We start from the raw sequence: 15723 nt of genomic DNA on the forward strand, positions 1-15723 counted from the left end.
GGTCATCTTTTTATCTAGGATAAAATAAAGTTTAATCCACTTCGATTAACTATAAAGAGAATGTGTTAAACAAAAAAATAAGGAATCAGAATGAAAAAACTACTTTCGGCCATCGCACTTGTCTCACTTCTAACTTCATGTGCAGGGCAAACTCAAAGAGAAATCCAAAAAGAAAAGAGTCAAATGACAAATGTTGGCTCTAGAGAAGAAATGATGATGAGAATGAGAAAAGTTCTCTCTCATGGAAAAGGAATCACTGAAGAGCAGAAAGAGCAATTCATGTCGATGCATGACGAGGTTTGGTCTCAAACTTACGAAATTAACCAGGACATTAGAAAGCTTAAGATCATGCTCTTTAAAGAACTAGTTAACCCGAAATATAACGATCAAAAAGTACACGAAGTTAAAAGACAGGTTCAAAAGCTCTATAATAAGAAGCTTAACATCATGATTGGTGCCTTTGAAAAAGTAACTAAGATGCTAGGTAAAGATCAAAGAAGATTTCTACACGACCATATGTTTGAAGAAGTGCACCTTCACAACTAGAATAATCTTTCATAGCGTGGCCCGTTGAAACGGGCCTTTCACTTAAATAGATTGCCGACCAATCAATAAGTTCAAAATAACTCCTTAAGTATAGTGCCCTAACTAATCGTTGATACAACAACAACCTAAAGACCTCTTTTTATCAAATTGTAATCATTTCATTGCCCATCAAAAATAGAATACTTTTTTCTATATGTATTAAAACAGTATTTAGAAACAAGGAAATAAAACAACTTAGGAGGCACCGTGAAAAAACTTCTCATTAGCTTAATTGCACTAACTTCAGTCCATACCTATGCAAATCAATGTGAATCGCTGACTAATATTAATGCGACGGCACTAACTGTAAATTGGCAATTGTATCAACTAGGTAAATATCATGAGACCGACTTCTTTGTAGAAAAAAGCATAGAAATTACATCCGCATGTTCAACAGGAAATTCAAGCGAGATTAGAAGTTTAATTAAAGACTACTGTTATGAAGCTCGTCCTATGATTCAAAAAGGGCTTCGAGAATACCAAGACCTGCCTAGTGAATATAGAACGGGTGAAGATTCGCCAGGAATGCTCCTTTTAGACGCGGCCATAGATCTTAAGAAGATATGTAATAAGAACAAGTAAAAAAAAACCCGCGATGATTGGTCGCGGGCTTTTTTGAGAGACATTCGACGGAGTATGAAAAAATCCTTTCTTCAATAGCTCCTACACACACACCCTCTATATAGCAAAGTGCGTGCCAACTTTTCGGACGACTCAACTGCAACATAAGTAGCTGATTTAACGTGGATAGCGCCCTACAGAATCGTCATATTTATGACAGACTTGGTGCGTCTTCGCGTTGTTTTTTTGACCCCTCTCCTTCATCTGAATCAAAAGACTGATCTGCTTTGGAAAGTTTTCGTTTTATCTTTTTAAAGAGATTCAAAAAATCAAAAGTCGTCTCAATCAAAGCAGGGAGCAAGTAAAGAGTGAGAAATGTTGCAAAAAGTAGACCCCAGCCCATAGCGAGTGCCAAGGTTTTCGAAAATCCAGAATCTCCACCTATCCCATAGGCCATGGGAAAGACTCCACCGAGAGTCGTTAGAGACGTAATGATGATTGGTCTAAATCGACTTGAAGCTGCATTGACAATAATTTGACGGCTCCTCTCACCCATTGCTCTGGCCAGGGAGTTGATTGTATCCACAAGAATTAAAGAGTCATTAACAACAACTCCTGCCATTCCAATTATTCCAACCATGGCCATAATGTTAATGGCCTGATCATGAAAGTAAAAAGCTAGAATGACACCAGTCAAACCAAAAGGAATTGCCATGACAATGAGAACAGGTTGGACCAGTGATTTCAAAATAAGAGCAAGAACGAGAAAAATGAGAAGTAAGCACGTGGCCACAATCTTTCCCATCGAGGACTTATTCTTTTTAGATTGAATATCTGCATCTTCCAGTGCAATTTGCGCGTTTGGAAATTCCTTTTTAAGGGGAGCAATTAATTTATCGACTTCTTTTTGAAAGATTTCTTTTTTTACAAGCTCAGGATCAAAAGAAAGATCCCATTCGAAAGTCTTAAGTCCATCGACATGTAAGATCTTTGCAACGGACTCTTCTTTTTTCCAGCTTCCAAGTTTCACGAGTGCCACTTTCGTTCCATTGGCCAAAATGAATGAGAGACCATTGAGCTTTTCAAACGTCAGTTCATTGGAATCTTCGATATAAGAATAGACGTTTGTGAGTTCACCATTTTTTCTAAACTCATGCACGAGTGATCGATCGACAAATCCACGAATATAGCTAGCGAGATCATAACGAGAAACACCGTAAGAGTGGAGCTGCTCCTCATTAGGATAGAAGATCCAACCCTTGGCATGAAAGCGAGAATCACGATAAACTTTCTTTAGGCCCTTCGCCTCTTTCGTTAGGTCTTTGATTCTTTTTTCAAGAAGGTAATCATCGAGATTATCTGTTGCTTTAACACTCAACGAGAGTGCGTTTTCTCTCGCATTATCGTGTCCCGCGATATTCTTCTCAATTGTTAAAACTTCAAATGGTTCTTTATCTAATTTTTCGATTTCTTTTTCTAGATAATTCTTAATGAATTCGAAGTCCTCTTTATAACTATCGTGCTCTTCTGAAAAAGTAATGCGAATTCCTGCAAAGCGCTCACCTTCACTCTTCTCTCCGTTATACCAAACTTGTCCAATCTGAGCGCTCCAATTTTGATACTTCTTTGGATCAATTGATTGAACGATCTTAAATATAGGAGCTAATTTATCTCGAGTTTGTTCAACTGAATCAGACTCTTTTAAAATAGTCACAAGCTTAACAGCTTCATTTCCAATTCGAAGGTTAAAAACCATAGGAACTTTCTTACTCGCTAAAATAAAGCTTCCAATCATCATAGCAAAAAAAGAAATCACGACGAGATAGCGAAAACGAAGAACTTGACCTAGTGTCGAGGTATAAAAATATTTGATTTTATCAAAGATTCCTTTTTTCTTTTTCTTAGGTGGAACTTTCACAAAATGGGCCAAGTGATTAGGAAGGATAAAGAATGATTCGATCCAGCTCATGGCCAGCGAAGAGATAACGACAATTGGAATCCCCCTAAGAATCTTCCCAACACCTCCATCATTTAAGAGTATCGGTAAAAAGGCCACAACAGTCGTTGCAACAGTTCCTGTAACAGGAAGCATAGTCTTTTGAACGGCCAGGTAGGCGGCCTCTCGAGGTTCTTTTCCAGCTTCAAGGTATTGAGTATATTGTTCGGAGACAATGATGGCATCATCGACAAGGATACCTACAACAAGAAGCATACCGATGACTGAAATTAAATCAATTCCAACTCCTAAAACGGAAAGAACAGTAAAGGTTGTTAGATAACTAAGAGGCAGACCAAAGCTTGTCATAAGCGAGTTTTTAGCGCCAAAGAAGAGAAATAAAGTAACAAGAACCAAAACGAATCCAGCGATTCCATTACTATTAAGGGTTCGAAGCTGTCTCTTTAAAAATGAGGAACCATCAACAGTCATCTTCGCTTCAACCTGAACAGAATGTTCTTTGTTAAATTTCTCGACAACCTCATTGATAGCATTGACGATATTAATAACATCGCTGGATTGATCCTTGAAAACATCCATTCCTGCGACTTCTTTTCCATCGATGAGACTGATGTTACTTCTTTTAAACTGGCCGAATCGAACTTCAGCGAGGTCTTTTAGTCGAACTAGAGAGCCCGAACTATTTCCTCTTACAATGAGATTTTTAAGATCATTTAAATCATTATAATTTTGCTTAATCTCAATATTGGTCGTCTTTCCATTCTTAGTAATTCTTCCAATGGGAACAAATTGAAAGTAATCCTGTATTTTTTGGTGAACGGATAAGAGATTGATTTGATATCGAGAAAGCGCATCGGTCCTAAAATTTAAAATAACAGAAGGAGCACTTGTATATTCGTAAACGTTACTAATTCCAGGAAGCCTTTTAATTTCTTGAATAAAGCTTTTTAGAAGTTCTCGATGATCACTGGACTGGTAATCAAATTTTAAAAGATTCATAGAAGCTACCCAAAACTCGGTTGATTTGATTTGCTTTACTTCTATAGAGCGTATATCTCGAGGAAGATTGGACTTGAGATTATTAATACTTGATTCAACCTTATCTTTTAGTTCTTTTTCGTCATTAAAACTATCACTGAGAGTTAATTTAATTTGAGAATAACCGGGAGAAGAGGTTGATTTGATTTCTTCAATTCCAGCAAAAGAAGAAATGGCCTCCTCAATTGGAAAAGTAACATAGTACTCAACTTGATTTGCAGTTGCTCCAGGGATTGATACATTAATATCAATTTGCTTCATTTCCCAAGGAGGCATTAAAGAACGATTTGTCGTTAAAAGAGAAATGACGCCAAGAATGATAAGGAAGGCCGAAAGTAAATTGACGACAAAACTATTGTCGATGAAATAATAAATAATCTTTTTCATTGTATTCCCCACAGTGATTGAAATCTTTTAGCATGAGAAATTTCAAACGACTAAATCAACAGTCTTTACTGAAAGGAATACACAGTCTAACTTACTGATTTTTATTGGAGCTATTGAGAAATTGTGCCAAGCGCGAAACACCTGAGTCAATGGCATCTTCTTTTGACTCACGCTTGTAGAGAATATCAATGTGCTGATAGATCTTCTTTGATTCATCAAAGATAATATCAATCTCAACACTAAAAGAATCGCCCAACTTATTGACAGTTAGGCGACCTAATAAATGATCGTTATTGGTAATTGGTATAAAGAAATCGAGAGGATATTCTTGATCCATCATCTTGGAATCTATGCCCCTAAAATCGAGATACCACTATCAACGTAGAGAACTTGTCCCGTTACACCGTTAGAAAGTTTTGAACCGAGATAAACGGCCGTTCCACCAACTTCATCTTGAGTAACGTTTCTTCTAAGAGGAGCTTTCTCTTCAACATCTTTAAGAAATTGTTTAAGACCTGGCACTCCAGAAGCTGCAAGAGTTCTAATTGGACCTGCAGAAATACAGTTAACTCTAATTCCTCTTGGACCTAAGTCATCTGCAAGATAGCGCATAGAAGCTTCAAGAGCTGCTTTTGCAACACCCATAACATTGTAACCATTAAGAACTTTTACAGAACCATGGTAAGTAAGGGCCATAATTGAAGCATCGTCAGAGAGAAGTTCTTGAAGTGCTTGTGTTACACCAACAAGAGAGAAGGCCGAGATATCGCAGGCCATTTTAAATCCATTTCTTGAAGTTTGCGTGAAACCAGCTTTAAGATCAGTTTTATCGGCAAAAGCTAGTGAGTGAACGATAACATCGACACTTCCCCATTCTTTCTCGACAACTTTTTTCATATCTTCATAGTGCTCATCAACTGTAACATCCATTTCAAATGTAAAGTCTGCACCAAGTTCTTGCGCAAGTGGTTCAACTCTTTTTTGAAGAGCTTCGTTTAGGTAAGAAAGTCCAATTCTCGCCCCTTGCTCTTTCATTTGCTTAGCAATTCCCCAAGCAATCGACTTATCATTTGCTAAACCTAAAATTAGAACTTTTTTATCTTGTAACAGTCCCATATTCCTTCCTTCTTTATTCTTATTGAATAGATGGCAATTACGGTAACAAGCGGCCATGGTGATGACAACCCAAAAGAGAGCGAGAATCCGCTAATTTAGCCCTTTTTAAAGACGTATCCGACTGAGCGCATTGAAATAAAGTGGCGTGGGTTTTTGGGATCTTTTTCAAAGTAGCGGCGAAGACGGACGATAAAATTATCAACAGTTCTCGTTGATGTCTCAGCATCATAGTCCCATCCAAAAAGAAGCAACTCTTTTCGACTTAAAGGCCTTCCCTCATTTGAAAAGAAAAGCTTTAGAATCTGCGCTTCTTGAGCTGTAAGCTTGAATTGATTCTTCCCACTTACCGCTTCAAGTGTTTTCAAGTTCACTTGATTGTCGCCAAATTGAAATTCCACAAGGGACTCATTAACTTCAAGATCACTTTGTCCCTTTCTATGATCATACCAATCTGATTGTTGTAAAAGTCGTTTTACACGCAAAAGAAACTCGTCTAAGTCAAAAGGCTTAGCGATATAATCATCAACGCCATCCTCTAGGCAACGTACTTTATCGCGGGTCTGATCCTTAGCAGATAGAACGAGAATTGGAGCTTGAAGATTCTCTTCACGGATGGCCTTAATTATCTTGTGCCCATCAAGTCCAGGAAGCATGAGATCGAGAACAAGAAGATCTGGCGACCATTTTTTCCACGTATCTAATCCTCGAATACCATCGCCTTCAACTTTTACATCGTGCCCCTGCAAAGAGAGATTGAGCTTAATCCCCTCAGCAATATGAAATTCATCTTCAATAACCAATATCTTCTTTTTATTTTGATTCATAGAGAATCCTTTTTATTCCAAATCACTCGCGGAAAACTTAACTTGAAAAGACAACCTTTTTGCAACCCTTCACTATGAACACTGATTGATCCATGATGGAGTTTTGTCACTTGCCACACAAAATAAAGTCCAAGACCTGAGCCTTTGACACTCTTTCCAACTTGGAAAAACTTTTTAAACACTTTCTTGAGATGTTTCTTTTCAAGTCCTATACCACGATCTTGAAATTCTAAGAAACACTTTGAACCGGCAGTATTCAATGAGATATTCAACTGGCCCTGACCATCTTTCTTATAGCGCTGAGCATTTGAAATAAGATTGAGAACAAGCGACTCAAAGAGCTTCTTATCCACTTCACACCAGCATTCATCACTTTCGTTGAATTCTATCGTCAAATCGTCAAAGTGGTGGGATGACTTTTCAACAATCGATGAAATAAAGTCACCTAGGTTTAATGTTGACCTCTCCCCTTTGTAACTTCTATCTTCAATTCTTCCTAAATAGAGTATTTGCTCAACATTCTCTGCAAGTCGCTCAGTATCTTTTTTCATGAACTCGAGATATTTTAACTGATCTTCTCTTGAGAGTTCATGTTTGGTGAAAGTATCGAGGAACAGTCTAAGTGATGCAATTGGAGTTTTAAGCTCGTGAGTGAAACCATTAATGAAACTCTGTTGCATACGATAGAGCTGAATCATTTTTTGGTAGTAGACATAGATGATAGACATTCCAAAAAGAATGACCGTTAAAAGAATACTTAAAATAAGAATCAAGACCCAGCTTTGAGTATCGAGATCCTGTTTTTCTTCGAGCTTATACTTGATAACAAAGTTGGCCATGGCCTCTTGCACACGAAGATAGCTATCGAGATAGAGATAGTAACTAACGCCCAGGGCTATAATCGTTAAAACGAGGATTAATAGTGGTCTATTCCACCAACGTAACTTTTGCATAATTTAGCTTACCACGAAAGAATGGGATTAAAAACTTCACTCTTGCCCACCAAATTGTTAGAATTATGAGCAATTTTAAGAGTTATTTCTAAGTAAAAATCAAAGACGAGGTTCTCTATGATGCCAATCAATAAAACAATCGATCATACTTTACTCAAGCAAAATGCAACGAGTGAGCAAGTAAAACGTTTATGCCAAGAGGCCATGGAATATGAATTCGCCTCAGTTTGCATCAACCCAACACACATCAAACTTGCAAAAGAGATCTTGAAAGATAGTCCGGTAAAAGTTTGTACTGTTATTGGTTTTCCACTAGGGGCCAATGCAACTGAGACAAAGGTATTTGAAACAAAGAAGGCCATTTCTGATGGAGCCGATGAAGTTGATATGGTTATTAATATTGGTGCTCTTAAAGAGGGAAATTTTCAACTAGTAGAAGATGATATTCGCGCTGTTGTTTTGGCCGCAAAAGAGCAAGATTCTAAAAGTGAAATTATTGTTAAAGTTATTATTGAGACAGCTCTTTTAGAAAAAGAAGAAATTGCAACAGCAACAAAGATCACAGATAAGGCCAAGGCCCATTTTGTAAAAACATCAACTGGCTTTGCCGGCGGCGGAGCGACAATCGAAGATGTAAAACTGATGAAGTCTACAATTGAAAGCAACATGCTCATAAAGGCTTCAGGTGGAATTAGAGACCTTGAACAGGCTAAGGCCATGATTGAAGCTGGTGCCAGCAGATTGGGTGCGAGCAGTGGAGTTCAAATCATGCAAGGCCTTACATCTAAGAGTGACTATTAATTCGATAGATTAGCTATTAAAGAAGTCCAGGGGAAGTCCGCCAAGTCTAGCGAGCTTCTCCATTCTCTGAGGACTAAGTCCCGTTGCACTTAGTTTTCCATCTTCAAATGTTGCAATCACTTGAGATGTAATCATATCCCCTTCCATGCCCGTAAGTTCACGAACCTCGCTGATCACTCTATTTCCATCACGATCCCTTGAAATTTGAATAACAAAATCAACTGCTGAAACAAGTAATTTACGAATTACTTTTATAGGAACATCAAAGCCAGTCATGAGAAAGAGGGTTTCAATTCTTTGAAAGCACTCTCCAGGAGAACTCGCATGAACCGATGTCATTGAGCCATCATGACCAGTGTTCATGGCCTGTAGAAGATCAAAGATTTCTGCACCTCTAACCTCTCCGATAATAATTCGATCAGGTCTCATTCTCAATGTATTTTTAACGAGCTCTCTGATACCAATATCCGCTTTTGATGTGGAGCGAGAAGCAGCTTCAAGCCTTACAACATTTGGGCGATTGAGCGATAATTCAAGAGTATCTTCAATCGTTACAACTCTCTCTCCAACAGATAACTCACCAAGAAGCATATTTAAAAAAGTCGTCTTACCGACCCCCGTTCCTCCGGAGACGATGACATTCATATTTGCACTAACAAGGGCCCTCATTAGCTCACACCAGTTTTCATTAAGGCCAAAAGCATTTGGGTTTTTAGCAAAAGACTGGGCCACTTTTAAATAGCGACGAATAGAGATTGCAGGCGAGCCAGAACTAAACGGTTCGATAATAGCATTAATACGACTTCCATCGGGAAGATTTCCATCGAGAATAGGATGATTAACATCACAAGTTCTCTTATTAAATTTCGCGACATCTGATATGAATTCATACATATCAGTTTTAGTTAATTGAACATTGAGCTGAATGAATTTACCACCACGTTCAACGAAAACTGTTTTAGGATCATTGATGACTATTTCACTTATCCCCTTTTTCGTGCTTAGCTCATTAATCATATTCCAAACACTGTTTGCCTCATTCATCATTTATAGCTCCAAAGGAAGAAAAAATTCTTTATCATCAATAGATGCACTGTATGTTAATAGATTGTGTATTAGACTTTCTTTTAAGTCGCGATCCAAAAGATCGTAGAGAGAGAAGTAATCTTCACCATTTTCAAGATGATACTTAACCTTATCAACTCCAAGGTATGTTCCTAGATGTTGTAGAACGATATAGAGGTAATCGACTTGAAGAACTCTCGAACCAGTTAAGCGGATAAGCTCTAGTGTATGCTCTTTGCCAATCATTGGATTGCCCTGAAAGCTTGCATCTAAATCCTTGGACTCAATCGACCAAAGCTTATAATACATGCCAAGTTGAAAAGAGCGAGAGTAACCGGCGATAGAAAAAGAAGAGAGCTGATCTTCAAATTCTAGGATTTCTTTTAAAATCTTCGTATCTTCTTTTTTTGGATATTCTCCACGCATTTTCTTTTCAAGATAAAACGCTGCGATTCTCGATTCAAAAGGCTTCCATCCCTGCGCCTTAACTTCCTTTTCAAGAATAAAGCTCTCCTCTCTTTGACCTGTCATTTTCTTTATCATGGCAAGTAAGCTAGGCATTGAATAAATTGTTGAGTGAATAAGACCCATGTCTTTAGCTGCGGACTGGATATTCATCCTCAACAATGTTGCGAAATCAGATGGAAAATTAATATAGGGATATTTTAACACTTGGCCCTTCTTCTCTTTTTTTCTTTAATTTTAAATAATTTAGGCCCTGGGAACAAGAGTGCAATCTTTGAAGATTTTTTTTATTGGGCTATAATAGAACAATGAAAATTCCTACATTTGAGAAAATAAAAACTAACGACATCGCACTACCCGAGTTAACGACTCAACTAAAGTCGTCAACTAAAAATCCACTCTACACAGACTTGCGTGGTTTAAGCTATGCCGCAGTCAGTTCGACGATTCAAAATATTAGAAATGCGTTTATTGAACTAGAAAAGGACCCCAATATTCCGTATCCTTTCTATGTCATTACTGACTTTGATATACCCCATTGCCCATTTTTGACGATCGATACAATTGAGAAATTGCCCGAGTATTTCATTCAAAAACAAATTCGAGTTAAGAATAAAGAATTATCTCTTTTAAATAAATCCTCTATACTGGCCCAAAAAATTTCCAATATCAATATTGACCAGCTCAAGGCCAAGGCCATTCCCATAGTAAAAAAACAAAGAAAACTCTTCGAAAAAAGTAAAGAGAATACATTTTACGAAGAACTTATCGAATTAAACGAGAGAAGATAGGCCCATGGTTAAAAGAATAAAAAAAATAACAGAAGACAAAATGAAAGAACTTCAAGGCTTTGAAGAGGTCATGGATCTTGTCGTTGATGAAATTGAACAAGTAGAGTCAAAGAAAAATAGAAGAGACAATGAAAAGCTCACAGAAAGCTATAAAATTAGTGCTTTTCTAGAATCAGAACTTAATCGACACAAAAAGCTAGATCTTCTCTACGCAGTTAAATTGCCAAGTAAAATAAAGAGCGACAATACAGAAGCTCTCATTGAAAGCTTAGAGAAATCAAGAATTCAACTCAAGCATAAGCTCGTTCACAAATATATTGAAAACGATAGTGCTCTTAATAAGAATATTGAACTTCTTTTTAAAAGGGCCTTTGGAGGATAGGATGAAAGTCCTAATCATATCCTTTTTACTCATTAGTACAGTTCGTGCTCAAGATGTCATTAGCCATGCTTTTGTTCAACCCCACTTTGAAATCGTCAGAAAAATACTTCTGGCCGCTCTAGAAGAGACAAAAAAAGACTATGGCCCTTATATCTTAAAAGAAACTCCAAAATACACTCAAGCACGAGAGGTCGTCCTTACAGCAGATAATAAGATGCTCAATCTCATCTGGTCCATGACTTCAATTTCGAGAGAAGAAAAACTTCAACCCGTTAAAATACCTTTGTTGATGGGTCTCATAGGTCTTAGAACTCTCATCATTAGAAAAGAAGATAAAGTTCGCTTTGAAAATATAAAGACAATTACTGAACTAAAAAAAATTAAGCTCGGCCAAGAAAAAGATTGGCCGGACACAGAAATTTTAAGATCACAAGGATTCAATGTTTTTCCTTTTAGTAGTTACAACTCCTCTTTTGATCTTCTTCGCATTGGACGATATGACTTCTATCCTCGCGGTGTTACAGAACCTTATACAGAAATACACCAATATGGCCTAGGAGAATTAATTGTAGATCAGACTCATGCTTTGTTTTACCACGCCCCTTTTTTCTTCTTTGTAAGTAAGAAAAATAAAAGGCTCCACAAGAGATTAAATGATGGAATGGAAAGACTCGTCTCGAAAGGAAAGATAAGAGAATTGCTTCTCAATGATGCTATTGTTCGCGTCTCTCTTTTAAAGTCTAAAATTAGTTCGAGAAAAATTCACTACATCAACAATCCTTTTTTTCCAGACGAGGAGCTTAAAAAAAGAAAAGAGTTGTGGCTTGATCTTGAAAATTTAGATGAGATTTTAAGCAAGGAGCCTTTGAAAAATCAAAAACTCCTTGAAAATTCTTTTTTAAAGGACATTTAAAATAATCGGTCCGCCAACGTGCTTAAAATCATCCATTGTCAGTGTCGTGACATCATAACCTGAAAGTTGGTCTTGAATAATTTTTAAAAGATACGTTTTAAAGTCAGGTATTTCAGAAAGACCAAAGTTATTGATAAATTCTTCAAACTTAGCGTCAATTTTATCATCGAGGCTAATCTCTCCCTCACTTGTTAACACAAGATTGCAAAAGCTTTTAAACTCATCAACAGTAAGCCCCATTTTCTGCGCACTATCTTCCTTAGCATAATTGCCTAGAAGAAAGTTCGCTAAGCTAGAGAGGATAATGGCCTCAAAGTCGATTTCTTCAATTTTATAGTTAATATAAAAAGTATCAGATAGTTTTCCCTCTTCAACGAGCTTGTTAAATGCAACTTTAAATTGTGAAATAAAAGGAGCAGATTGATTAAAAAGTTCGGCCCTCTTTTTCCATGTCAAATAAGTTTCAACATCACTAACGGCCTTAGCTTTTTCTGCGCGTCCATTTTCACTATAGCGAACTTGCTCATTAAATGTATTATCGAGAAAATCTTCCCAAAAGCTTCCGACAAATGTTTCATCCTCACCTTCAAATTGAAATTGGCGAAGGTTTTTTTTCACTTCTTTTTGAACGAGAGAAATAAGGGAATTTCCAACTTTATAGACATCAGTAAACTCGAAGAGATTAAAAATTGAATCATCGGCAACGAATTCTTTGATCTCACCTTTCAAGGCAAAGTCCATAAGGTAAGCATAACCAAGAATCATTCTTTCTTTCGTTCGATTTCCCGTTCTAGTAAGAGCAACAGACCCACTCTTAAGCGAGTTATCTAGTGTTGCCTTAGCATTTATGAGGCGAACAAAGTTGAAGTGAAGGTACTGGAATCTCTTTTCATCAGTAACCTTATTAAGCTGCTCATAAATAGACTCAAAACCTTTTTCAAAGGCCATAAGAGCATTCTTGTGCAGACCTTGTTCCTTGGAAATATTTTGCAATTCTCCAGTGATTCTCTTTTTAGATGTAATAAAGTGATCAATATGAGAAAAGCTTGGAAAACTATTATCGACTTCAAGTGATTCGAAATAATCAACAAAACCAAAGTCGTTCATAAAATTCTTTTTAAAATGAAATTCTTCCTCTTGTAGAGTTAGAAACCCCTCTGAGACATACTTGAAAAGGTGGGCATAAGCATTTTCAACTCCCATTTCCGTGTAGAGGTCGCTGATTAGCTTTTTTACATGCTCAACATAAACACACTCATCATCAAATTCAACAAGCAGAAGATTGTCTTCAGTTAGAAAATAATTATCGTGTTCAGGATAGAGCGGATCTTCCACATCGAAGGTCCAAATATTGAACTTACCTTTCAAGAAAAGAGCAAACTCACTACTTGAAGCAAATTCCAAGCGAACCTTATCATCTTCACATTCTGCTGTGGCCACAATCCAACGAGGAAAATGCTCGAGATCCAAATTATCTTTGCTCCAAAGATCGATTGTGTGACAAACTTTTCTCTGGTCTTTTGTCATGAGTGGCAATGTTTGTGAGATCTTGTCGAGAGGAAGGTCTTTAACAACCAAATAGAGAGGTTGAACAGGAAAGTGCTTTAAGTCTTTTCCCGCTTCGACGGCACTTTCAATCAACTCGATAGAAGTGTAGGCCTTGGCCTCAGTTAGAATGTTCTCAATAACATTTAGTGACTTTTTTTCACTCACGCCAAATGCTCCCTTTGATTTAAAATTAATCCTGTGGATATAGCATAGAGGAGAACTCTTGCAAAGCTAACTTCTTGTAAACTGAAGAGTTAGCATCTTTAAGACTCATTGATTATCAATAACTTACAGCTCAATAGTTGAGAATTTTCACCGATAAGAGGGATATGGAAATTAAAAAACTAAATAGTCTCATTATTTTATTGAACTTCGCCCTTAGTCCACAGGCCCTAGGCTCTACTCAGGTACAAGAAATGCTCGCTGTGCAAAAGCGACTCTTCTCCCCACAAGTTGACTTTAAACTCTTTCAACAGTCTTCTAAAAAGATTATCGATTCACTAGATAAAGAAATACAGAGGAGCTCGTCTTCTCTATCCAATCAACCTGGTTACAAAAAGTTAATCGAAAATCAAAAGAAGGCCAAGCGACTACTCTTTTTACATAAGTCATTTTCACAATGCCAAACAGATAACAATCTTATCGAGCGAAGTTTTAATGCTGCCCAAACAGCAGAGCTCACTCCTTGCCAACCAAGTGGTGACCAATTCCAACAAATAAAAAGTTGGAGTGGCGATGTCACCAAGGCAATGGAGCGCAATATGAAGAAAAGGCTTCAAGCTCAACTCATCGATCGCTCTTTAAAATCGAATATCCGTTCACAGCTTATTTTTGAAAAACGCTATGCCAATGTTTTAAAGGCACCTCCTCTTTCAAGTGAGAAATTATGTCAAAACCTTGAGTGCACTAGCGAGCAGAAAAAGAGCATTGACCAATATATTGAAAACCTTCGTAGAGAGTTTTCATCGAAGCCAAGCTATAGCAAAGAAGAACTTAAAAACTATCTCAATGAGGGCGTTGATAAGCTCAATAGAAATCTTTCGAAAATTGATCTCAAAGGTAATGAGAGATGGTATTGGTTTGACAAGATTGATCTACCTGAAAAAAATGCTCACTACTCTCAATACAGAAAGCAGTACTTAGAAATGGCCAGTGATCCTCGAGGAGCTCTTTTAATGAGTTCAAACCTACGAGACGAAATGGGAGAACTTCATCTATACAATAGAGATCACGATGAATTCATCACAACCGGAAAAGATAAATTTTCTTTTAGGCCACACGAGAAAATTAAACATGATGATATAGAAGAGGCGGCTAAAGAGATATCGTCAAAGCTTCAAGAGCATATGCTCGATCTTAGTACGATGACAAAAGAGCCTAGCGTTCCTAAAAACCGCATGCTTCAGGGAGATTTCATTGAAAACTCAATGAAAGATCAGGCCTTGCAAAAAAACCTCACAGACCTGATTGCAAACTCCCCTCACGCTCTTGGACCGATTCTTTTAAACTCACCTGAACTCTCGGCCATAGCCTGTTCATTAATAAAAGATATTGACCGCCAAAGTGAACAAGCAAAAAAACGTGATGAACTAGCAATTATTGCAGCGGCCATTGGAGGGGGACTTCTCATTGCCACAGGGGTTGGAGCCGTTGTCGGTGGAGCTCTTTTAGGGGGAAGTCTAACTGCTGGGCTCGCTGCTGGAGGTGCAGCGCTCACCATGTCAGCACCAGCGGCCATGGCACTTGGAGGAGCTGAAGCAGCATATTGGACTCAGAGCTCTTTTGAAAAATATGACGACTACGATCTCTCTAGAAAAGCAATTCTCTCGGGACTTTCAGATGATCAAGAAAAGATCGAATACCAGGAGGCCTTTGAGAGATTCAAAGAAGCCAGAACAAATGCTGTTCTCGCTGTTGGACTTAGTGCACTCGATCTTTCTGCAGTTAAAGCAATTAATCTTCTTAAAAAGGCAAAAGGAACAAGTCAGGTTTCAAAAGATGAAATCGACAAGCTCTCGGCCTTTTACCAAAGAAGTAGTGATGAAGCTTATGCTGAAAATTTAAAAAATCTCGCGCAAAAACTAGATAATAAAGAAGATTACGACCTCTTTATGACACTTTCATCCCAACTACCAGCAGATGCTCTTGAGAAAATGTTCTCTATGGTTAGACAACTGGATACTGATGAAATGGCCAAGGTTGTTAAAAATGCAGTAAAAGAAGCGAAGAAATCTTGTGTAAAATAAAGATTTCTTTCTTTTTGTAATAAGTTCTAACCTATCTTAAAGCAAAGGGGCCTTTTTCCTTGAAATAGCGCCTCTAAATGCTTAAAAACTC

Annotated in this window: 15 protein-coding genes; 7 read left to right on the top strand and 8 right to left on the bottom strand. The window is 37.5% G+C overall.

The window, feature by feature from the left end; all coding sequences use genetic code 11:
• The first annotated feature begins 90 nt into the window (after window positions 1-90).
• Together HBN50_RS09720 and HBN50_RS09725 are read left to right on the top strand one after the other, a co-directional pair.
• Complete coding sequence (locus HBN50_RS09720) at window positions 91-546, top strand: hypothetical protein (RefSeq protein ID WP_273869538.1); 456 nt, start codon at window positions 91-93, stop codon at window positions 544-546.
• 246 nt (window positions 547-792) lie between these two features.
• A complete protein-coding gene (locus HBN50_RS09725; RefSeq protein ID WP_273869539.1) occupies window positions 793-1167 on the top strand; it encodes a hypothetical protein in 375 nt (124 codons plus the stop codon).
• Between the two features lie 190 nt (window positions 1168-1357).
• Here HBN50_RS09725 and HBN50_RS09730 read toward each other — a convergent pair whose 3' ends face one another.
• The 5 genes from HBN50_RS09730 to HBN50_RS09750 all read right to left on the bottom strand — a co-directional run bounded on the left by HBN50_RS09730 (window position 1358) and on the right by HBN50_RS09750 (window position 7421).
• Window positions 1358-4528, bottom strand: coding sequence for an efflux RND transporter permease subunit (locus tag HBN50_RS09730; RefSeq protein WP_273869540.1), 3171 nt, complete (start codon window positions 4526-4528; stop codon window positions 1358-1360).
• A gap of 91 nt (window positions 4529-4619) precedes the next feature.
• Window positions 4620-4868, bottom strand: coding sequence for a hypothetical protein (locus tag HBN50_RS09735; protein ID WP_273869541.1), 249 nt, complete (start codon window positions 4866-4868; stop codon window positions 4620-4622).
• Between the two features lie 8 nt (window positions 4869-4876).
• On the bottom strand, window positions 4877-5644 hold the full coding sequence (locus HBN50_RS09740; RefSeq protein WP_273869543.1) for an enoyl-ACP reductase FabI: 768 nt from the start codon (window positions 5642-5644) through the stop codon (window positions 4877-4879).
• Window positions 5645-5739: 95 nt separating this feature from the next.
• Entirely contained in the window at window positions 5740-6468 is a 729-nt protein-coding gene (locus HBN50_RS09745) for a response regulator transcription factor (protein WP_273869545.1), read from the bottom strand.
• Complete coding sequence (locus HBN50_RS09750; RefSeq protein WP_273869547.1) at window positions 6465-7421, bottom strand: sensor histidine kinase; 957 nt, start codon at window positions 7419-7421, stop codon at window positions 6465-6467. The genes HBN50_RS09745 and HBN50_RS09750 overlap by 4 nt, the downstream gene beginning before the upstream one ends.
• A gap of 120 nt (window positions 7422-7541) precedes the next feature.
• Between HBN50_RS09750 and deoC the strand changes: the two genes are divergently transcribed.
• Complete coding sequence (gene deoC / locus HBN50_RS09755; RefSeq protein WP_443135172.1) at window positions 7542-8222, top strand: deoxyribose-phosphate aldolase; 681 nt, start codon at window positions 7542-7544, stop codon at window positions 8220-8222.
• Window positions 8223-8231: 9 nt separating this feature from the next.
• Here the strand turns inward: deoC and HBN50_RS09760 are convergent, their stop codons facing one another.
• Both HBN50_RS09760 and HBN50_RS09765 read right to left on the bottom strand, forming a co-directional pair.
• Window positions 8232-9269 (bottom strand): CpaF family protein, encoded by a 1038-nt coding sequence (locus tag HBN50_RS09760; RefSeq protein WP_273869549.1) that lies wholly within the window; start codon window positions 9267-9269, stop codon window positions 8232-8234.
• Complete coding sequence (locus HBN50_RS09765) at window positions 9270-9905, bottom strand: hypothetical protein (RefSeq protein WP_273869550.1); 636 nt, start codon at window positions 9903-9905, stop codon at window positions 9270-9272.
• 155 nt (window positions 9906-10060) lie between these two features.
• Between HBN50_RS09765 and HBN50_RS09770 the strand changes: the two genes are divergently transcribed.
• Genes HBN50_RS09770 through HBN50_RS09780 form a run of 3 tightly spaced genes read left to right on the top strand, consistent with a single transcriptional unit; the run spans window position 10061 to window position 11838 of the window.
• Window positions 10061-10543, top strand: coding sequence for a hypothetical protein (locus HBN50_RS09770; protein WP_273869551.1), 483 nt, complete (start codon window positions 10061-10063; stop codon window positions 10541-10543).
• A gap of 4 nt (window positions 10544-10547) precedes the next feature.
• Window positions 10548-10925, top strand: coding sequence for a hypothetical protein (locus HBN50_RS09775; protein WP_273869552.1), 378 nt, complete (start codon window positions 10548-10550; stop codon window positions 10923-10925).
• 1 nt (window position 10926) lies between these two features.
• A complete protein-coding gene (locus tag HBN50_RS09780) occupies window positions 10927-11838 on the top strand; it encodes a transporter substrate-binding domain-containing protein (protein ID WP_273869553.1) in 912 nt (303 codons plus the stop codon).
• On the opposite strand, the gene HBN50_RS09785 is transcribed toward HBN50_RS09780, so the two are convergent.
• Window positions 11824-13551, bottom strand: coding sequence for a DUF6178 family protein (locus HBN50_RS09785; RefSeq protein WP_273869554.1), 1728 nt, complete (start codon window positions 13549-13551; stop codon window positions 11824-11826). The two genes, HBN50_RS09780 and HBN50_RS09785, sit on opposite strands and share 15 nt — an antisense overlap.
• 164 nt (window positions 13552-13715) lie before the next feature.
• On the opposite strand from HBN50_RS09785, the gene HBN50_RS09790 reads away from it, so the two are divergent.
• On the top strand, window positions 13716-15632 hold the full coding sequence (locus HBN50_RS09790; RefSeq protein ID WP_273869555.1) for a hypothetical protein: 1917 nt from the start codon (window positions 13716-13718) through the stop codon (window positions 15630-15632).
• Window positions 15633-15723 lie beyond the last annotated feature (91 nt).

Source organism: Halobacteriovorax sp. GB3, from assembly GCF_028649655.1.
Lineage (GTDB): Bacteria > Bdellovibrionota > Bacteriovoracia > Bacteriovoracales > Bacteriovoracaceae > BSW11-IV.